This window comes from Ensifer sp. ENS06, from assembly GCF_014852205.1.
In the GTDB taxonomy this organism is placed as follows: domain Bacteria; phylum Pseudomonadota; class Alphaproteobacteria; order Rhizobiales; family Rhizobiaceae; genus Ensifer; species Ensifer adhaerens.
In genome coordinates this window covers 439,094-458,066 of the sequence record NZ_JACVBC010000001.1, presented here as the reverse complement: position 1 = coordinate 458,066, position 18,973 = coordinate 439,094, and the positions used below count along the sequence as shown (strand labels likewise).

General features: G+C 63.8%; 15 protein-coding genes. 2 read left to right on the top strand and 13 right to left on the bottom strand.

Translation table 11 applies throughout. From position 1 onward, the window contains the following. Positions 1–136 precede the first annotated feature (136 nt). The 5 genes from IB279_RS02280 to IB279_RS02260 form a co-directional block, all read right to left on the bottom strand. Entirely contained in the window at positions 137–1,369 is a 1,233-nt protein-coding gene (locus IB279_RS02280; protein WP_113187511.1) for a hypothetical protein, read from the bottom strand. A 5-nt stretch (positions 1,370–1,374) separates the two neighbouring features. Then, positions 1,375–2,331 carry a DUF2950 domain-containing protein gene (locus tag IB279_RS02275; RefSeq protein WP_113187512.1) on the bottom strand — a complete coding sequence of 319 codons (957 nt, stop codon included), beginning with the start codon at positions 2,329–2,331 and terminating at the stop codon, positions 1,375–1,377. A gap of 20 nt (positions 2,332–2,351) precedes the next feature. Beyond that, the gene (locus tag IB279_RS02270; protein WP_192338965.1) at positions 2,352–3,707 is read right to left on the bottom strand and encodes a DUF3300 domain-containing protein; all 1,356 of its coding nucleotides are present in this window, start codon (positions 3,705–3,707) and stop codon (positions 2,352–2,354) included. Positions 3,708–4,103: 396 nt separating this feature from the next. Beyond that, positions 4,104–4,454, bottom strand: a complete 351-nt coding sequence (locus IB279_RS02265; RefSeq protein ID WP_090295034.1) for an EF-hand domain-containing protein — start codon at positions 4,452–4,454, stop codon at positions 4,104–4,106. Between the two features lie 17 nt (positions 4,455–4,471). Then, positions 4,472–4,723 carry a glycine zipper 2TM domain-containing protein gene (locus IB279_RS02260; RefSeq protein WP_034797201.1) on the bottom strand — a complete coding sequence of 84 codons (252 nt, stop codon included), beginning with the start codon at positions 4,721–4,723 and terminating at the stop codon, positions 4,472–4,474. Positions 4,724–5,257: 534 nt separating this feature from the next. On the opposite strand from IB279_RS02260, the gene ampC reads away from it, so the two are divergent. After that, positions 5,258–6,430 (top strand): class C beta-lactamase, encoded by a 1,173-nt coding sequence (ampC, locus tag IB279_RS02255; RefSeq protein ID WP_060581846.1) that lies wholly within the window; start codon positions 5,258–5,260, stop codon positions 6,428–6,430. Positions 6,431–6,678: 248 nt separating this feature from the next. Then, a complete protein-coding gene (locus IB279_RS02250) occupies positions 6,679–7,893 on the top strand; it encodes an alpha/beta hydrolase (protein ID WP_051659371.1) in 1,215 nt (404 codons plus the stop codon). Between the two features lie 21 nt (positions 7,894–7,914). Here IB279_RS02250 and IB279_RS02245 read toward each other — a convergent pair whose 3' ends face one another. The 8 genes from IB279_RS02245 to IB279_RS02210 form a co-directional block, all read right to left on the bottom strand. Then, a complete protein-coding gene (locus tag IB279_RS02245) occupies positions 7,915–8,607 on the bottom strand; it encodes a response regulator (RefSeq protein ID WP_034797205.1) in 693 nt (230 codons plus the stop codon). Then, positions 8,604–11,300 carry a sensor histidine kinase KdpD gene (locus IB279_RS02240; protein WP_060607157.1) on the bottom strand — a complete coding sequence of 899 codons (2,697 nt, stop codon included), beginning with the start codon at positions 11,298–11,300 and terminating at the stop codon, positions 8,604–8,606. The genes IB279_RS02245 and IB279_RS02240 overlap by 4 nt, the downstream gene beginning before the upstream one ends. 82 nt (positions 11,301–11,382) lie before the next feature. Continuing rightward, positions 11,383–11,952: a potassium-transporting ATPase subunit KdpC gene (gene kdpC / locus IB279_RS02235; RefSeq protein WP_060581843.1), complete on the bottom strand. Its 570-nt coding sequence runs from the start codon at positions 11,950–11,952 to the stop codon at positions 11,383–11,385. Positions 11,953–11,954: 2 nt separating this feature from the next. After that, entirely contained in the window at positions 11,955–14,072 is a 2,118-nt protein-coding gene (gene kdpB, locus IB279_RS02230; RefSeq protein ID WP_113187513.1) for a potassium-transporting ATPase subunit KdpB, read from the bottom strand. Between the two features lie 13 nt (positions 14,073–14,085). Then, positions 14,086–15,795, bottom strand: coding sequence for a potassium-transporting ATPase subunit KdpA (gene kdpA / locus IB279_RS02225; protein WP_089043221.1), 1,710 nt, complete (start codon positions 15,793–15,795; stop codon positions 14,086–14,088). An 86-nt stretch (positions 15,796–15,881) separates the two neighbouring features. Beyond that, the gene (gene kdpF, locus IB279_RS38100) at positions 15,882–15,968 is read right to left on the bottom strand and encodes a K(+)-transporting ATPase subunit F (protein WP_034797217.1); all 87 of its coding nucleotides are present in this window, start codon (positions 15,966–15,968) and stop codon (positions 15,882–15,884) included. A gap of 326 nt (positions 15,969–16,294) precedes the next feature. Next, the gene (locus IB279_RS02215) at positions 16,295–17,455 is read right to left on the bottom strand and encodes an AI-2E family transporter (RefSeq protein ID WP_060522370.1); all 1,161 of its coding nucleotides are present in this window, start codon (positions 17,453–17,455) and stop codon (positions 16,295–16,297) included. Positions 17,456–17,643: 188 nt separating this feature from the next. Beyond that, the gene (locus IB279_RS02210) at positions 17,644–18,879 is read right to left on the bottom strand and encodes an MFS transporter (protein WP_060581841.1); all 1,236 of its coding nucleotides are present in this window, start codon (positions 18,877–18,879) and stop codon (positions 17,644–17,646) included. Between the last annotated feature and the right edge of the window lie 94 nt (positions 18,880–18,973).

Here is an 18,973-nt window from a genome sequence, read left to right as displayed (position 1 = left end):
TTAAGTTGAGGTCAAGACGCTTCCCAATCCTGGACCACGGAAAGCCGGATTTTCTGTTTCGAACCTCACCACAACGGGCCCAAACAGACAGGCCGAGCCTGATCGGGGTACGGCCTCCCCGACGAAGCGACGCGCGTCACAGCAGCAACAGCTTCTTCAGGACAGAAAACACTTCCTTGTAAGGCAGCCTTGTCGCGCCTGCGGCGGCGAAGGGAATGAGAGCGGCGGCGGCGACCGGCACGACGGCGTCGCGGCTGATGAGCATGGTCGAAAGCTTCTTGGTCGCATCGAACAGTTTGCCGGGGTCGGCCACGTCGTCGTCGGGTTCCTCGGTCGCGTCGGCTGCCACGTTGCGGCCGAGCACCTTGCGCTCTGCTGCGCGCTGGAAGCGGGTCGCCTGCACGCCGAACATCAGCAGCCCGGTTTCCTTCAGCCGTGCCAGCGGCTTGGAGAAGGCCGACAACGGATAGGCGAAGAAGGCGATCACGATCGCCAGCCACCCGCTCATGATCATGCTGAACGTCGTCATCGACAGCGTCTCCTGCAGCAGGTGCTTCATGACCGCTGCCGCGATCGCCGCGCTCATGCCGAAGACGAAGAACATGTAGGCGTTCGGATATTGCGACAGAAAGCCGAGGCCACCCTTGCCATCGGGATGGGCGGCGACGAGACGAAGCTCCAGTTGAGCGATCTTGCGCAAAAGTCGCGCCCAGACGAGGTGCCGCCATACGCCGCGCAGGAACAGGAAGACGAAGAGCGGTAGGCTGACGCAGATCGACCACCATCCGGCAGCGGTAATCCTGTTGCCCTCGGCCGAGTGCTCGACGGCCCAGAACGAGGCGTCTGTCGTGTGGAAGTTCAGGAAGGAAAGCAGCGCCGCGACCGCGGCGAGCGCCAGGCAGACGGTTTCCGCCAGCCCGGAATCGCGTTGTTTCAGCGCGTTGGAAATCGCGCGCGCGGCTGATGGCATCGAGGTCGGAGCGATGAGCGGCGCGCGCGAAAACTGTCCGAGCTTGATGCGAAGGCCGCGCTCGACCTGCTGTTCGGCCAGCACAAAAGCGGCAATCGCGACGAAGAACTTTGCCCACACGCCCGGATCGGTCAGATAGGCGCCCTGGCTATGGTCGAGCGACAGGCTGTCGGGCAGGCCAAGCAGAAAGGGAACGCCCCAGGCAAGCGCGACGAAAAGCAAAGCCCGCTTTCCCGACTGCAGCGCGTTCGCACGCAACAGCTTCAGCCTTGCCTGCAGCTCGAAGAACGGGCCGCCATGGGACGCGAGGTACTCGGCGATCCTTCCCTGCCGAGCTGCCGGCGCGGCATCCGCCGCGTCGCCGCCGGATGCCTTGGCGCCTGGGTCCGCTCCGCTCATGGCGCTCAATCCTCCACGACCTGCCAGTTGTCGTTGGGATTGAACTGCCGGATCCCTTCAGCAACACTCTCGGTCTTGTCGCCCAGATCGGCCTGGTAGACGGTGCCGTTGCGGTTGACGACGAAGGTGTGGACGCCCGTTGCGCCATATTTCACCGGCCAGGCGACCAGAGCGAAGCCCGCAATCATGTTGCCGTTGATGATGTAGTCGAACTTGCCGCCGGCGATGTTGTCGCCCTGGCTCGTCAGCACGCGGTAGCGATAGCCGAAATAGCCCTTGCCGGCCTGGGCCCTGGCAAGCACTGCGCCATCGGCGAGCGCTTCACCCGCAGGGCTCTGTGGCTGGCCCTCGCCCGCGGGCCAGTAGAGCCCGTCGGTCTTGCCCTCGCTGCTGATCAGCTTCTGCGCGTATTCGAGCACGCCGTCGCCGTCATGATCTTCCTGCGCATATTCCTCCTGCGCCTCGACATAGGCGCGGACCGTCGCGATCGTGTCGAGTTCGTTGCGGCCGACCAGGCGATTGGCGATCTCCTCGAGACCGGTATAGGTGTCGAAGGCCCATTTTCCGTCGTCGCCCTTGGCAATCGGGAACGGGAAGGGCCAGAGCACCTCGCCGATCTCCAGTACCTTTCGGTTTTCGACGTCCTGTACGGCCACCTTCTTCTTTACGCCCGCCTGGATATCGGCGTAGGCGTCCATCACCCCGTCGCTGGTCTTGGCCTTGGCGGCATCCAGCCCCACCAGGTTCGCGAGCTTGTCGAAATCGCCCGAACCAACGGCGGCCTTGAACGCATCGACTGCCTGTTCCGGTGTGTCGAACGCCGGCGGGTCGCTTGCGGCCGCATAGTCGGAGAGCGGCGTGTGCGCCGCGGGATCCTGCGCAGAAGCGACTGTCGCCGAGCCGCTGGCGAGCACGGCGGCTGCAAAGGAAGACAGGAGCAGATTATGTACGCGCTTGGTCATTTTCGTTCTCCTCCCTTGAGTTACCGGTGCCGTCCGCCGCCGCCACCACCACGCCTGATCTCACGGTGCGGCTGGCCACCGCCGCGCTGGCCGCCACCAAGCGCCTGGCGGCCGCGGTCCGACTGCATCTTGGTCACCCGTCCGCTCTGGACCTGACCAAGGGCGGATGGTTTTCCGCCACCGCCACGATCGATCTTGCCGCCCGGCTTCGGCTTGGCGACCTGGCGATCGGCCCGGGCCGCCGGCTTGGCATTGCCGATCTTGTCGCCCTGAGGCCTCTGCTTGACCTGGTTGCCCGGTTTGCGGTCGCCAGGAGCTGCGTTGGTTCGCCCGAGATTTTCCCGCTGGCGCGCCTCGACCTTGCTCTTGCGGACATCGTCGACCGAGATCCGGCTACCGGATCTATTTGCCGCCGCGCCGATCTCGTTGGTGCGGGCCACCTTCGCCCGGTTGGCGATGTTGTTGCCTTTCGCGGACTTGAAGTCCCGCTCCATGGAGGTGCGATCGATCTTGGCGAACTGGTTCTTGTCGAAGCTGATCTTGCTGCGGTCGACATTTTTCCAGTCGACGTCGTTGAATTTCACCTTGCCGTTGATGTTGTTGAAGCAATTGTTGCAGTCGATATCGACATCGCCGCCGTTCCAGCGCCCGCCCCAGACGCCCCAGTCGTCCCAGTCGACGACCGCGGCAAAGGCAGCACCCGTGACCACGCCGGCAAAGAAGGTCGCCGTCGGATAGTAATAGTTCGGATAGGGCTCGGGATAATAGGCGATCGGGGCCGGCTGATAGCCCGGATCATAGAGCATCTGCGGCTCGTATTGGGGGACGTAGATTTTCTCCGGATTGGCGGCCTGGATCACGACGTTGTCGTTTTCCTGCTTCACGACCACCTTGTCGTCCGACTTGATGACGCCGTCGGCGACGGCCTTGTCGCGCAATTGCTGGATGGCGACGAGCACGTCCTTCTGCTGATAGGCGAGCGCGTCGCTGAGCGACTGGGTCCAGTCGAGGTCGTCGCTCATCATCTTGACGATCTGAGGATAATTCAGCAGCGAGACGATGCTGCCGTCCCAGCTGTCCTTCGGCTTTATGTCCTTCTTGGTCTGCGAAACCTCGAGGAAGCGCTCGGCCTCGACGATCTGCAGCGGGTAGAGCGAGGCAGAGGTCACGAGTGCGACGAGTTCGTCGGGGTAGAGCGCAATGCGCGCGACGAGGACCTCGAGCTCGTCTTCGCTGAGCGGTTGCGGCGCCTCTTCGGTCGCCGCCTGGGCGGCGGCCTGCTCCTGCGCCAGCGCAGTGCCCACTGCAAACGAACCCGTCAGCAAGGCAAGCAACGCCACCGTTGGCGCACGCAAAGAACGAGGTCGGTCGAACATGGTCTCTCCTATCCAGGCACAACGATCAACAAACGAGCCCGGGAGATCCCCCGGCTTGGACGTCACGGCGCCGGCCATACGCGGCCGGCGGGGCAATCGCGAGAATTTCCATTCGCTGTCATCGACGTCCCCTTCCGCACGCTTGCGTGGAGAACCTGGTCGCTTGTCAGAAAGCCGAATGGGACAATCAGGAAGAGCGGCATGAGCACCGGCAGCCAGCTGGCCAGCTGCCGGTGAATTTTAGACATGAGAAACAGAACGCCCGGCAATTGCAACCGGAAAATGAGGACGTGCGTGCGCGCACGCCGTCTTTGCTTGCGCGAGAGCCGGGCCGAAGCCCGTGCCCGCCAGCCGCGAACGACCGGGATCAAGGGCGGTCGGCATCGGCTCCGAGCATCATTTCAGGCTGCCGTCGCCGCTTCGATCCGCGGTCTTGAAATCCGCCATCACCCGATCAAGAAACTCGTTCCGGCTGATCTTGCCGTCACTGTTGGTATCCGTGGCGGCAAACTGCTGAGCGTTCAGCGCCTGCTTCGTCTCGTCGGACGTAAGATTTCCGTCCTTGTTCTTGTCGAGATTGTCGAAGGCGCTCGCCATGAAGGCCTCGTACTCGGACCGCTCGACCGCGCCGTCCTTGTTGCTGTCGAGCGCGCTCATCTGTCCCTGGTTCATCGTCGCAGCTTGCTGCGCGATCGCCGGTGTGATCTGGCCGAGCGCAAGCACGCTCATAAGAACGATTTTCTTCATTCTGCTCTGTTCCTCGATCAATAATAGCGGCATGTCAGCGCGTTGCCGGCAGCAGCGCCGAGTGTCGCTCCACCACCAACGGCCCATAGCTGACCGGTGCCTGAACCAATGGTCGAGCCGATCAGGCCGCCGACGATGGCCCCACCAACGGTTCCGGCAATGCAGCCGAATTCGTTGCCGGTCGAACCGCTCTTGGACATATAGGCCGATTGGCACCCCGATAAGGCTAGGGCGCCGGCAAGAACGATAGTTATGGTCTGCTTGCTCATCTTATCCTCCAATATGGCCGTCTGATTGCAATAGAGATCGGCGGAGGCGCCATTGAGTGGCGTCGGATGTAAATAAGCTTCCGAATATTCTCCCGGAATCGGGGGAGACTCTTCTGTTGGATCAGAAGCAGCTCGCGGATTAGACATGCAGTCTGGCAACAACAGGGCCTTGAACTGCCGGCGAATACTACGCCCGAGAACCCCCGATGACAACGGACAGCGTGATTTTGTAGAGTGCATGGCGCCGGCGCCCCTCCCCGCCGCCCTTTCGGCCTCTGGAATCGTCTCCCGCGCGGCGACATCTCACCCTAGATTTTCTAGGGTCTCCCTCGAAATATCGTCATTTGTGCCGTCGGGCCGGGCGGTCTAGCTCTTTGCCGTCCCGTTGGGCACTTCTTGCAGGGTCTCCATGGCCTGGCGGGACGTGGGCCGGCAAAGCGCCAGCTCGGACCCGACACAGCATCTCCGACCGTGGCCGGCGACCCTCCCACACCGCGCCACCGACAGCATACCTATCGAGAGAGAACACATCGAATGGATAGAATGGCGACAATTAAATTAGGTCTTTCTACTGCAATCCTTGCGACCCTGGCGTCCAGCGCCTTCGCCGAAGGCGGCGAGCGGGCGCAGATTGCCGCTGCCGTGGACAAGGCGATCCGCCCTATCATGCGCGAACACAAGGTGCCGGGCATGGCCGTCGCCGTCACCGTTGAAGGCCGGCACTACTTCCTGAACTACGGCGTCGCTTCCAAGGAAACGAACGCACCGGTTACCGAGAATACGCTGTTTGAACTGGGCTCGATCAGCAAGGCCTTCGCCGCGACACTGGCGTCCTATGCGCAGGTCACCGGCAAGCTCTCCTTCGACGATCATCCCGGCAAGTACATCCCGGCCTTTGCGGGCACGCCGATCGACAAGGCGACCCTCCTGCATCTTGCCACCTATACGGCTGGCGGGCTGCCGTTGCAGTTTCCCGATGCGGTCAAGAGCGACGCCGACATGGTCGGCTATTTCAGCACATGGAAACCGGAGGCCAAGCCCGGCAAGACGCGTCGCTATTCCAACCCGAGCATCGGCCTCTTCGGCCACACCGCGGCATTGGCGATGGGCGGCAGCTTCAGCGCGGTTCTCGAAAGCGAGATCTTTCCCAAGCTCGGCCTGAAGCACAGCTATGTCCGCGTTCCCGATAGCCAGATGGGCAGCTACGCCTGGGGCTACGGCAAGGCCGACAAGCCAATTCGCGTCACCGCCGGTACGTTCGACGCGGAGGCCTATGGCGTAAAGTCATCGGCGATAGACATGATCCGCTTCGTCGAAACCAACATCCAGCCTGAACTTCTCGACGGCGCGATCCGCAAGGCGGTCGAAGGCACCCATGTCGGATATTTCGACAGCGGCAAGATGGTGCAGGGGCTGGGCTGGGAACAATACCCCTACCCCGTTTCGCTGGAGCGGCTGCTCGACGGCAATTCGCGCGACATGGCCCTGAAAAGCAACCCGGTCAAGGCATTGGATCCCCCGAAGCGCCCCGATGGCTCGACGCTCTACAACAAGACCGGCTCCACCAACGGCTTCGGCGGCTATGTCGCCTTCGTACCGGAGAAGAAGATCGGCATCGTGCTGCTTGCCAACCGCAACTACCCGAACCCCGAGAGGATCAAGGCTGCCCACGCGATCCTGAAGTCGCTGGAAGCGGCGGCGAAGTAACGGCAGATCGCCCGCGTCGGTTTCGTGTCGCGGCAAGCCCGCGACACGGGAAACGACATCCATCAACAACTCTGTAGCGAATCTTCAATCAGCGCCTGCTTGCATATTGACGCCGAGTATTGTCATCTGCATTTCGCGAAAGCGCGATCAGATGCAGTCGAGTTCAGGCGTATGTGGGGATGCCGATGTTCGAATGGGTGGGAGTTCAGGGTTCGTTACATCGGGGAGGCGCAGGCAGGGGGCGGACAATGTTCGTGCTTGCTGCGCTGACGCTGCTTGCCGGCTGCGGCGGCCATGCCAAGGGTGTGATGGCGCCCGTCGCACTCACCACTCCGGTCCCGGGCGCATCCACCGTCGACATGCTTGTCGCAACCACGCGCGAACCCTCCGGCGATCCGGCAACGCTCTTTTCCGGCGAGCGCGACGCCAATACTTTCCTTACCGACGTCGCGGTTTCGATCCCGCCGGAAACGGCACGCAAGTCGGGCACGGTGCAATGGCCGCGCAAACTGCCGCCGGATCCGGCCAAGGAATTCGCCGTCACGCGGGTGAACGAGCTCAAGTCGCTCGATGAAGCGAAGTCCTGGTTCCTGCAGCACGATGTCGGCGGCAATGCCTTCGTCTTCGTGCACGGCTTCAACAATCGCTACGAGGATTCGGTCTACCGGCTGGCGCAGATCGTGCATGACTCGGAGGTCCAGGCAACGCCGGTTCTCTTCACCTGGCCTTCGCGCGCCAACGTGTTCGACTACAACTACGACAAGGAAAGCACGAACTATTCGCGCACGGCGCTCGAAGACATTCTGAAAAAGCTATCCGACGCGCCGAAGGTCAAAAGCATAACCATCCTCGCCCATTCCATGGGTACCTGGCTGACGATGGAATCGCTCCGGCAGATGGGCATCCGCGACGGCAACGTGCCGTCCAAGATCGAGAACGTCATCCTCGCCTCGCCCGATATCGATCTCGATGTCTTCGCCAAGCAGTTTGTCGAGATGGGCAAGAAACGGCCGAAGTTCACCATCTTCGTTTCGCAGGACGACCGCGCCTTGGCGCTTTCGAGCTTCATCTCGGGCGACGTTTCACGCCTTGGCGCAATCGACCCGTCGGCAGAGCCTTATCGCACTCAGCTTGAAAGGGCCGGCATCACTGCCATCGATCTGACAAAGGTTAAGTCTGAGGACGGCCTGCACCACGGAAAGTTTGCGGAAAGCCCCGAGATCGTCCAGCTCATCGGCACGCGGCTCGCCACGGGGCAGACGCTCACAGATTCCGATATCTCGGTTGGAACCGGCATTGCCGCGGTCGTCGCCGGCACGGCGAGAAACGTCGGCAACGTCGCGGCCGTGACGGTCTCGGCGCCTGTGTCGATCCTCGAAAACCCGCAGCCGGCGAAGAAGAAGAAGGTGGTCGTCGGAGACACGCTCGCAACCGACATGCCGACGCCGGTGAAGATAAAATAAGGGCTTGGCGGCAGCCCGCCGTCAGCCCTCGTCGCCGACGAAGCGATAGCCGACGCCCGGCTCCGTACGGATGATCTTCGGATCGGCCGGATCGCGCTCGATCTTGCCGCGCAGCTGGCCGATGAAGACGCGCAGATAATGCAGGTCTTCGCCGTGCGCGACGCCCCAGACCGAGGTAAGCAGCGTCTTGTGGGTGACGACACGGCCGGCGTGATGCGCCAGCATCACCAGGAGGTCGTATTCCTTTGGCGTCAGCCGGACGGGCTCGCCGTCCTTCGTCACCACCCGCTTGATCGTGTCGATCGAAACACCATCGGCGGAAAGCTGCGTCTGGCCGCCTTCCATCTGCACCCGGTGGCGAAGGGCCGCACGGATGCGGGCCGTCAGTTCGCCGATACCGAAGGGCTTTTCGATGTAGTCGTCGGCGCCGAGATCGAGTGCTGCGATCTTTTCGCTTTCCCGGTCGCGGGCCGACAGGATGATGATCGGCACCTGCGACCAGCCGCGCAGGTTGGCGATGACCTCCTTGCCATCCATATCGGGCAGGCCGAGATCGAGGATGACGACATCCGGCGCCATCGTCGCCGCCGCCTTCAGCGCCTCGGCGCCGGTCATCGCCTCACGAACGTCATAGCCGGCAGCACTCAGCGCGGGTTTCAGGAAACGCTGGATCTGGGGTTCGTCGTCGACGACGAGGATACGCTCCACGCTCATGCACGGTCCTTTTCGGAGATTTCAGCCTTGGCGGCGGGAAAGCGCATGGAAATGCGCGTGCCGCGGCGGCGAAGCGCCGGGCTCTCCGCCTTAATCTGCCCGCCCATCGCTTCGACGAAGCCCTTGGCGATCGACAGTCCCAGCCCCGTTCCCGGCGTGCGGCCATCCGCCTTGCCGCGGCGGAAGAATTTCTCGAAGACCTGCTCGAGGTCCCGCGGCGGAATACCCTTGCCGAGGTCGGTCACTGACAGCACGATCTCGTTGCCGTCGGTACGGGCATAGATGCTGATCGGCTCTTCGCCGCCATATTTGTTGGCATTGTCCAGCAGGTTGAAGAGCACCTGGCCGAGCAGCACGCTGTCGCCCCGCATCAGGGGCAAGTCAGGGGCGATGCTGGTTTCGATCTCGCGCTCGGGAAAATATTTGCGAGCGCGATCGACCGCCGCCCGCACCACGTCGGCGACATCGACCCAATCGCGCTTGGCATTGACGGTACCGGCCTCGATGCGCGTCATGTCGAGCAGGTTGGCGACAAAGCGCGTCAGCCGACCGCCCTCCTCCTCGATCGACTGCAACAGGTCGTCGCGGCTTTCCGGCGGCATGCGATCACCGAGCTGGCGCAAGCTGGTGACGGCGCCGGTAATGGTCGCAAGCGGGGTTCTCAGATCATGCGAAATGGATGAAAGAAGGGCAGCGCGGAAGCGCTCGCCCTCGAGCTTTGCGGCCTGGTCGAGGCTTTCGCGTGACAGGCGGGCGCGGTCGACGGCGATCGCCGTCTGGTCGAGGATCGCTGCCAGCGCCCGCTCCTCGTTGATCTCCAGTGGCTTGTCGGCCTGGACGAAGCCGCAGACGCCGACGACGCCGTGCGGGCTCGTCAGCGGCCGGAAATGGAAAGGGCTGTTCGGCAGGGTTCCCGTGCCGTTGCCGGCCGGCTCGCGTTTGTCCATCGCCCAACGCGCCGCCATGATGTCGGTGACGTCGAGCTCGGTGTCCGGCGGCCAGGCGGCTTTCAGCTGCAGGTCTCCGTCCTCAGGCAGAAGCAGCGCTGAACTGCGTTTCAGCGTCGACTGCATCTGCGTCACCGCCGCCCAGAGCACGTCGTCGGCCTTGGCGGTGCCTGAAAGTTTGCGCGAAAAGTCATAGAGCGCCTGAGTCGCGGCGGCGCGCTGGCGGGCGGTCTTTGCCTGCTCCCGTACCCGCGATGCCAGGCTGCCGGCAAGGGCTGCGGCAGCGAGGAAGACGACGAGCGCAAAAACCTCGTGCGGCTCGGCGATGGTGAAGGTGCCGGTCGGTTTGATGAAAAAGAAGTTATAGGCGAGCACCGAAAAAAGTGCTGCCGCGATTGCCGCGATGTGACCGGCATAGGTCGCCGAGGCCAGCACCGCGAGCAGATAAAGCAACGAGATGTTGGGCAGGACGACGAAACGGCCAAGCAGCAGGCCGACGGCGGTCGAGACGACGACCGACCCGGCGGCGATGCCGATCGCGCGCCCACTTCCCGGCGGCAGCGTCCGTTTCATCTTCGTTCGCCGTTTGACGGGCACCGTCTCGCGATCGGTCACAAGGTGAATGCCGATGCCGGACACGCGCTCGGCCAAGGCGTCGGGAAGCGACTGGCGAAACAGCCGCATCGGGAACGGCTGGCGGCGCGCGCCGATGACGATCTGCGTCGCGTGTTCCCGGCGCGCGAGCTTCAGGATTTCCTCGACGAAGTCGTTGCCGATAATACGGCGCGTCTCGGCGCCGAGCTGTTCGGCAAGACGGAAGGTTTCGTCGAGCCGGCGCACGTCTTCGCCGTCGCCGCTCTCGCGGTCGGCGCGCTCGATGAAGACGACGATCCAGGGGGCATTCAATCCCTCGGCGAGCCGGCTTGCCGTGCGCACGACCTTTTCGGACAACGGGTCCGAACCAATGCAGACGAGCAGCCGCTCGCCGCTTGCCCAGATGCCTTCGATGGCGTTCTGCTTGAGGTAGTCGACCATCTGGTCGTCGACCCGGTCGGCTGTCCGCCTGAGCGCCAGTTCGCGCAGTGCCGTCAGGTTGCCAAGGCGGAAGAAGCGGTCGACGGCGCGCTGTGCGCTGTCGGGCAGATAAACCTTGCCCTCCTTCAGCCGCTCGATCAGCTCGGCCGGCGACAGATCCACAAGTAGTACGTCGTCAGCGCGCTTCAATACGGTATCCGGCACCCGTTCGCGCACGGGTACACCGGTGATCTGGGCGACGATATCCGAGAGGCTTTCGAGATGCTGGATGTTGAGCGCCGTCCAGACATCGATGCCGGCGGCGATCAGTTCCTCAACATCCTGATAGCGCTTGGGGTGCCGGCTTTCGGCCGGATTGCTGTGGGCCAGTTCGTCGACGACGATGATCCGGGGACGCCGCGCGAGGGCCGCATCCAGGTCGAACTCGGAAAGCATTCGGCCGCGATGGTTCACATCGCGGCGCGGCAGTATCTCCAATCCGTCAATGAGCGCAGCGGTCTCGCTGCGCCCGTGTGTCTCGACCAGACCGACGACGATATCGACACCGTCGTCCTTCAGCCGGCGGGCCCGCGACAACATCGCATAGGTCTTGCCGACGCCGGGAGCGGCGCCGAGGAATACGGTCAGTTTTCCCCGGCGGTCCTGCGCGGCAAGCGCCAGCAGTGCGTCTGGGTCCGGGCGACCTTTGGCGTCGCGTTCACTGTCGGGCATGCATTGTCTCAGGCGTGATCGATTCTAATAGCTTAGAGCGGGATGCGGGCGGAAAACCGCAAGTACTTTTCCTCATCCCGCTCTAGGTTCGAGGCGCATCAAGGGCCAGGTTGAGTTCTAGCACATTGACGCGCGGCTCGCCTACGACCCCGAACAGCCGATCCTCCGTCGCCTTGGCGACCAGGGCGGCAACATCCGCTTGGCTCAAGCCCCGCGCCTTGGCGACGCGGGCGACCTGGGCTTCGGCGAAGGCCGGCGTGATATGCGGGTCGAGCCCGGAACCTGACGTGGTTGCCGCATCCGCCGGAATTTCCCCCGCAAGGCCGGCAGCTTTCAGGCGCTCGACATCGGCTGCGACACGATCCCTGAGCTTGACCGAGGTGGTACCGAGGTTGGAGCCGCTCGAAGCCCCCGCGTTATAGGCGTCCGGACCGGTCGCGGAGGGCCGCGGCCAGAAGTATTTGTCGGATGTGAAGTTCTGGCCGATGAGGGCGGAGCCGATGAGGGTGCCGTCCTTTTCGATCAGGCTGCCATTTGCCTGCGCGGGCATCAGCACCTGCGACGCGCCAGTGATGGCAAAGGGATAGGCAAGGCCGGTGATCGCAGTCAGGAGCACGATCATGACGATGGCGGGGCGAAGTTGGTTCAGCATGGTTACACCAGATTGAGTGCGTTGACGGCGAGGTCGACGAGCTTGATGCCGGCAAAGGGCAGCACAATGCCGCCGAGGCCGTAGACAGCCAAGTTGCGGCGCAGAAGGGCAGCCGCACCGACGGGCCGGTACTTGACGCCCTTCAGCGCCAGCGGGATCAAGGCGACGATGATGAGCGCGTTAAAGATCACCGCCGAGAGGATCGCCGATTGCGGCGAGGCGAGGCCCATGACGTTGAGCGCGGCAAGGGCCGGATAGGTGGTGATGAACAGCGCCGGGATGATGGCGAAGTACTTGGCCACGTCGTTGGCGATCGAAAACGTCGTCAGCGACCCGCGGGTCATCAGCAGCTGCTTGCCGATCTCGACGATCTCGATGAGCTTCGTCGGACTGGAATCGAGGTCCACCATGTTGGCGGCCTCGCGGGCGGCCTGGGTCCCCGTCTGCATGGCGACGCCGACATCAGCCTGGGCGAGTGCCGGCGCGTCGTTGGTGCCGTCGCCGCACATGGCGATCAGGCGGCCGCCCTGCTGCTCCTTGCGGATATAGCCAAGCTTGTCCTCCGGGGTGGCTTCGGCAAGGAAGTCGTCGACGCCGGCTTCGGACGCGATGGCGGCAGCGGTCACCGGGTTGTCGCCGGTGACCATCACCGTGCGGATGCCCATGGCGCGAAGAGCGGCGAAGCGCTCCTTGATGCCGGGCTTCACCACATCCTTCAGATGGATGACGCCGAGCAGGCGCGGGCCGTCGGCAACCGCAAGCGGCGTGCCGCCGGTGCGGGCCACCTGGTCGACAGCGCGGCGAAACTCGTTCGGCACGTTCTCGTCGCGGATACCAGTGAACTTCAGGACCGAGTCGACGGCACCCTTGCGCAGCCGGCGGCCGCCGAAGTCGACGCCCGAAAGCCTCGTTTCCGCAGCGAAGGGAATGACCGCGTCGATCCGGGTCGCGCCGGCCCGGCTTGCGCCGCCGCCGACGGCGAGCGCCAGGACCTCGCCCTTGTCGGACGCGGGCAGCGACACATCTGGCGTCTGGCGGCCAAATTCACCGGTGGCAAGCGCCGCGATCGAGCGGCCCTCAGGCGTTTCGTCGGCAAGGCTTGCAAGCAGTGCGGCATCGGCAAGCTCGGCCTCGGTAACGCCGGGCACCGGCATGAAGTCGGCCGCCATGCGGTTGCCGAAGGTGATGGTGCCTGTCTTGTCGAGCAGCAGCGTATCGACGTCGCCAGCAGCCTCGACAGCGCGGCCGGAGGTGGCGATGACATTGAAGCGCACCAGACGGTCCATGCCGGCGATGCCGATGGCTGAGAGCAGGCCACCGATCGTGGTCGGAATCAGGGTGACGAGCAGGGCTGCGAGCACGGTAACCGAGAGCACGGTACCGGAATAGCCGGCGAGCCCCCAGAGCGTGGCGACGGCCACCAGGAAGATCAGCGTCAGGCCCGAAAGCAGGATCGACAGGGCGATCTCGTTCGGGGTCTTCTGGCGCTGCGCGCCCTCGATCAGCGCGATCATGCGGTCGACGAAAGTGTCGCCGGGTGCCACGCCGATGCGGATCTTGATCCAGTCGGACAGCACCTGCGTGCCGCCTGTGACAGCCGAGCGGTCGCCACCGGATTCACGGATGACGGGCGCCGATTCACCGGTGATGGCGCTCTCGTTGACAGAGGCGACACCCTCGACGACTTCGCCATCGCCGGGGATCAGTTCGCCAGCCTCGACGAGCACGAGGTCGCCGACCTTCAGCGATGTCGCCGGGATCGTCTGGGTCTCGCGGCCTTCGTCGGCAACGAGCTTGCGCGCCGTCAGTTCGGACTTGGTGCGGCGCAGGCTGTCGGCCTGGGCCTTGCCGCGGCCTTCGGCGACGGCTTCGGCAAAGGTGGCAAAAAGCACTGTGAACCACAGCCAGGCGGCGATCTGGCCGGAGAACAGCGGGCTGCCTGTGCCGGTGGCGATGTCGCGCACGAAGAGACCGGTGACCACGGCTGCGACCACTTCGGTGACGAAGATCACCGGATTGCGCACGAGCTGGCGCGGGTCGAGCTTGATGAACGCCGCCTTGATCGCCGGCAGCAGGATCGCCGGGTCCAGAAGACTGGGTGCGATAGGTTTGGAAGACATGTGTCGAATTCCTTTAGAAGGTCTGACCGGCAAGCATCGAGAGATGCTCGACGATGGGACCGAGCGCGAGCGCCGGGAAGAATTGCAGCCCGCCGAGAATGAGGATGATGCCGACAAGCAGGCCGACGAAGAGCGGCGTGTCGGTCGGGAAGGTACCCTTGGACGCCGGCACGCGGGTCTTCACCGCGATCGAACCGGCGATCGCCATGACCGGAACCGCATAGGCGAAGCGGCCGAGCAGCATCGCGAACCCGAGCGTCGTGTTGTACCAGGGTGTGTTGCCGGTGAGCCCGCCGAAAGCCGAGCCGTTGTTGCCGGCCGCCGACGTGAAGGCATAGAGGATTTCGGACAGGCCGTGCGGGCCCGCCGTGCCGATGCTTGCGACGGCAAAAGGCAGCATCGCGGAGACGGCGGCAAAGCCGAGGATCGTCACCGGCAGAATGAGGACGGCGAACATCGCGTATTTCATCTCGCGGGATTCGATCTTCTTGCCGAGCAGTTCCGGCGTGCGGCCGACCATCAGGCCGGCAACGAAGACGGCGAGGATCGCAAAGACCACCATGCCGTAGAGACCGGACCCGACGCCACCCGGCAGGACTTCGCCAAGCTGCATCAGGAACATCGGCACGAGACCGCCGAGGCCCGTCAGCGAGCCGTGCATGCCGTTGACGCCGCCATCCGACAGACCGGTGGTGACAGCCGCATAGAGCGCCGTCATCGCCTGGCCGAAGCGGACTTCCTTGCCTTCCATGTTGCCCTGGGCGGCATCGAGACCAAGGGCGGTCAGGATCGGGTTGCCGTGGGCTTCCGCCCAGTAGACGACCGCAACGCCTGAGATCAGCAGGATCGCGGTGACGGCGATGAAGGCCCAACCCTGGCGGCGGTTACCGACCATCTGGCCAAACGTGTAGACGAGCGCCGCCGAGATCGACAACATGGCGAAAATGTTGAGATAGTTGGAGAAGGCCGTCGGGTTCTCGAAGGGATGGGCGGCATTGACGTTGAAGAAGCCGCCGCCATTGGTGCCGAGCTGCTTGATCGCTTCCTGACTGGCGACAGGGCCGAGCGAGATCGTCTGCTTGGCGCCTTCGAGCGTGGTTGCCGACAGATCGGCGTGGAAGGTCTGCGGCAAGCCGGTCCAGACCATGGCAAGGGCCATGACGACGGCGATCGGCAACAGCACGTAGAGCGTCGACCGGGTGAGATCGACCCAGAAGTTGCCGACGGTCGAGGCGTTCGAGCGGGCGAAGGCGCGGGTGACGGCAAGCGCCATGGCGATGCCGGTCGCGGCGGAGACGAAGTTATGCACCGTCAGGCCGGCCATCTGGCTGAAATGGCTGAGCGTGGTTTCGCCACCGTAGTTCTGCCAGTTGGTGTTGGTGACGAAGCTGACCGCCGTGTTGAAGGCGAGATCGGACGGCATGCCCGAGAAGCCCTGCGGGTTCATCGGCAGGTAGGCCTGCAGCCGGAGGATCGCATAGAGCGAGACAAAGCCGGCGAGGCTGAAGGCGAGCATCGACATCGTGTAGGCGAGCCAGCCCTGTTCCTTCTTCGGATCGACACCGGCCGCAAGATAAAGGCCGCGCTCGACGGGACCGAGGACGGGTGAAAAAACGTTGCGTTCACCGGAGAAGACCCGCGCCATATAAAGCCCCAGCGGCTTGATGACGATCAGGACGGCGATGAAGAGGAGGCTGATCTGCAGCCACCCGATGATAGACATGAGATTACTCCGCTAAGGGCGGCCGGACGGCGCAAAGGCGCCCGGCTGATGCGAACGGCCAACGGGTTCGATCCCCGTCAACCGGGTCAGAACCGTTCCGGGCGAACGAGGGTGACGACGAGGTAGGCCGCAAGACCGATGGCGACGGCAAGACCGAGCAGGGCTTCGAACATGACGCCCTCCTAAAGCCGGCTCAGCGCGCGCGCATAAAGCGCGAACACGACAAAGCCGCCGATTCCGGCGGCAAGAAAAAGAACATCGGACATGCAAATTCTCCGGACTGTTGAAGTCCGGATCTTGCGCCCGCAGCGGGTCAATTATCGATTGCGATGGTCGGAAGGAGGCATAAGGAAAAGATAAAGACGCCCGCAAAGATCCGTTCGGGAGCGCGGGAGGCGACCTTCATAGGCGCAGGACCAGTCCGGTACGGCCTATCTGCCACAAGCTGAAGAGATCCCGAGGCCGCCCACATGCGACCGCCGGTTCGGCAAAAGAGCACCTAGCCCTTGATAATCTCGTTCACGCTCGTTTCGGTGGGCGTGGTGGCTTCGCGCATCCATTCGCGCCAGATGGCCACCAGCAGCGCCATCAGCACCGGACCGACGAAGAGGCCGAGGAAACCCATGGTCTTCACGCCGCCGACGAGGCCGAAGAAGGTCGGCAGGAAGGGAAGCTTGATCGGGCCGCCGACGAGGCGCGGACGCAGCGTCTTGTCGACGATGAAGAGTTCGGTCGTGCCCCAGGTGAACAGCGCCAGGCCGTGAATGGGCGAACCGCTGGCGACGAGATAGACCGAGACCAGCGTGAAGCAGAGCGGCGCGCCACCGGGGATCAGCGCCATCAGGCCGGTGATGATGCCGAGCGTGACCGGCGACGGCACGCCGGCAAGCCAATAGGCGACGCCAAGCACGATGCCTTCGCCGATGGCGATGATGCCCATGCCGGTGACCGTCGAGCTGATCGTCAGCGGCACGACGCGCGACAGCCGTTCCCAGCGCATCGGGAAGATGCGCTCGCCGAGCTTGTCGAGTTGGCCGGAGAAGGACTGCCCATCGCGATAGACGAAGAACAGCGTGATCAGCATGAACAGCAGCGTCAGGAAGGCATGGAACGTCGAGGCACCGACGACCAGAACGCCGCGGTAGATATTGCCGATGTTGGAGCCGCTGACGAGCTGGACCAATTCGCCGAGCGCGCCCGGATGGCCGATATGCTTGACCCATTGCTCGCCAAGCCAGACACCGGCGATCGGAATGCTCGACAGCCATGCGGGCACGACGGCACCGTTGGCATTGGTCTCGACGGCCCAGACGACCCAGTCGCGCACTTCGTCGACCGCATAGACGGCGGCAATCGAGATCGGCACGACGATGAAGGAGATGACGCAGACGATCGCGATGGTGGCGGCAAGCGTCCGGTTGCCGTTCACACCGGTGAGCAGCCGGCGATAGATCGGCCAGCTGGCAAACCCGATGACGACAGCGGCCAGAACCGGAACGACGAAACCATGGAAGAAATAGACGCCGGCGAGCAGAACGAAGACCAGCATCCAGCGGGCAGCGGTCATGGGGCCGACAAGGGCATGGCGCGAAATGGCAGTGTGCCCGAGGAGCCGTGGCTCCACGGCGAAATTCTCTCGTTCGCGATTACCCAATTGCACCAATGATCCTCCGTCTTCCGACGAGCTTACAGCAAACCCGCGGCCTTGCCAGCCACTCTGACACCGCGCGCCGCCCCATTGCCCCTGCTTTACGGTAGTTTCAGGGCCGTGGCCGACGCTAGCGGCGGGACATGACAGAAAAATTTAGGAGGGTTCAAGAGCCCCCGGCTTTCTTTCGATAAAGCCGGTCATTCCGCCGCAGGTTTTGCAGCCATACGCGCAGGCTGTGCGCGATCGACGAAGACTGAGGCGAGAAAGATACCGAAGCCGGCAACGCCGAGAACGGCACCGACGAGACCGGTGGAGGTCCAGCCATAACCCGCAGCGATCGAAACGCCGCCGAGCCAGGCGCCTAGCGCATTGGCGAGATTGAAGGCGGAGTGGCTAAGGGCAGCAGCCAGCGTCTGGGCTTCGCCGGCGACATCCATCAGCCGGGTCTGCACGCCCGGGACGACGGCAAAGCCACCGCCGATGAAGAGCACGTTGACGATGGCGATCCACGGATTGCCCATGGTGAAATAGAAAAGCACATAGGCGAAGATGTTGAAGACGATGGCAATACCGATCGCCGGCATCAGCGCCCAGTCGGCAAGCCGCGCCCCGACGATGTTGCCGAGGATCATGCCGGCACCGAAGACCGAAAGCATGATCGGCACATTACCAAGCGAAACACCTGCGACTTCGGTCAGCGCCGGTGTGATGTAGCTGAAGACGGCGAACATGCCGCCACAGCCGATGGCGCAGATGCCGAGCATCAGCCAGACCTGCAGCTTGCCGAGCGCACCCAGCTCGCGAAGCGGCGTCGCCTTCGGGTTGCCCTTGTCCCGCGGTACGTGGGCGAAGGTGAGCGCCATGGTCAGGAGGCTGATGGCGCCGACGATGGCAAACGCGGAGCGCCAGCCGAGCGCCTGGCCGAACCAGGCGACGAGCGGCGTGCCGAAGAGAGTGGCGATGGTCAGTCCCATCATCACCCGGCCGACGGCGCGGGCCCGCTGGTTCGGCGCGGCAAGGCCGGCCGCCACCAGGGCAGCCACGCCGAAATAGGCGCCATGCGGCAGACCGGCGAAGAAGCGCGCGGCAATCAGCGTGTAGAAATCCGGAGCGACGGCGCTCGCGAAGTTGCCGACGGCAAAAACCAGCATCAGGACCAAAAGCACCCGGAAGCGCGAGAAGCGGGCGGCAAGCACCGCGATCAGCGGCGCACCGACGACGACGCCGAGCGCATAGGCGCTGATGACCGCACCAGCCTGGGGCACCGATACCGATACGTCTTCGGCGACTTGCGGCAGGAGACCCATGATCGCAAACTCGCCGGTACCGATCCCGAAGCCGCCGACGGCGAGCGCCACTTCGGCGGCAGAAACACGGGCGCGGCGCGGATCGACGGCAGAGGAGAAGGCTTCGTCACACATGGGCTCACTCATGGGCAATGGCCAGTGTCGCCGTGCCTTGCGGCCGGAGAAAAATCTGGGGGATATGTCGGCGGATGTTGGATTGGACCAACAGGGATATGCTGCA

Coding starts and splice junctions, on each gene's coding strand:
- IB279_RS02250 (WP_051659371.1), top strand. CDS start 6,679: ATGTTCGTGCTTGCTGCGCTGACGCTGCTTGCCGGCTGCGGCGGCCAT.
- IB279_RS02275 (WP_113187512.1), bottom strand. CDS start 2,331: ATGACCAAGCGCGTACATAATCTGCTCCTGTCTTCCTTTGCAGCCGCC.
- kdpB (WP_113187513.1), bottom strand. CDS start 14,072: ATGTCTTCCAAACCTATCGCACCCAGTCTTCTGGACCCGGCGATCCTG.
- IB279_RS02270 (WP_192338965.1), bottom strand. CDS start 3,707: ATGTTCGACCGACCTCGTTCTTTGCGTGCGCCAACGGTGGCGTTGCTT.
- kdpF (WP_034797217.1), bottom strand. CDS start 15,968: ATGTTCGAAGCCCTGCTCGGTCTTGCCGTCGCCATCGGTCTTGCGGCC.
- kdpA (WP_089043221.1), bottom strand. CDS start 15,795: ATGTCTATCATCGGGTGGCTGCAGATCAGCCTCCTCTTCATCGCCGTC.
- IB279_RS02210 (WP_060581841.1), bottom strand. CDS start 18,879: ATGAGTGAGCCCATGTGTGACGAAGCCTTCTCCTCTGCCGTCGATCCG.
- ampC (WP_060581846.1), top strand. CDS start 5,258: ATGGATAGAATGGCGACAATTAAATTAGGTCTTTCTACTGCAATCCTT.
- IB279_RS02265 (WP_090295034.1), bottom strand. CDS start 4,454: ATGAAGAAAATCGTTCTTATGAGCGTGCTTGCGCTCGGCCAGATCACA.
- kdpC (WP_060581843.1), bottom strand. CDS start 11,952: ATGCTGAACCAACTTCGCCCCGCCATCGTCATGATCGTGCTCCTGACT.
- IB279_RS02240 (WP_060607157.1), bottom strand. CDS start 11,300: ATGCCCGACAGTGAACGCGACGCCAAAGGTCGCCCGGACCCAGACGCA.
- IB279_RS02245 (WP_034797205.1), bottom strand. CDS start 8,607: ATGAGCGTGGAGCGTATCCTCGTCGTCGACGACGAACCCCAGATCCAG.
- IB279_RS02280 (WP_113187511.1), bottom strand. CDS start 1,369: ATGAGCGGAGCGGACCCAGGCGCCAAGGCATCCGGCGGCGACGCGGCG.
- IB279_RS02260 (WP_034797201.1), bottom strand. CDS start 4,723: ATGAGCAAGCAGACCATAACTATCGTTCTTGCCGGCGCCCTAGCCTTA.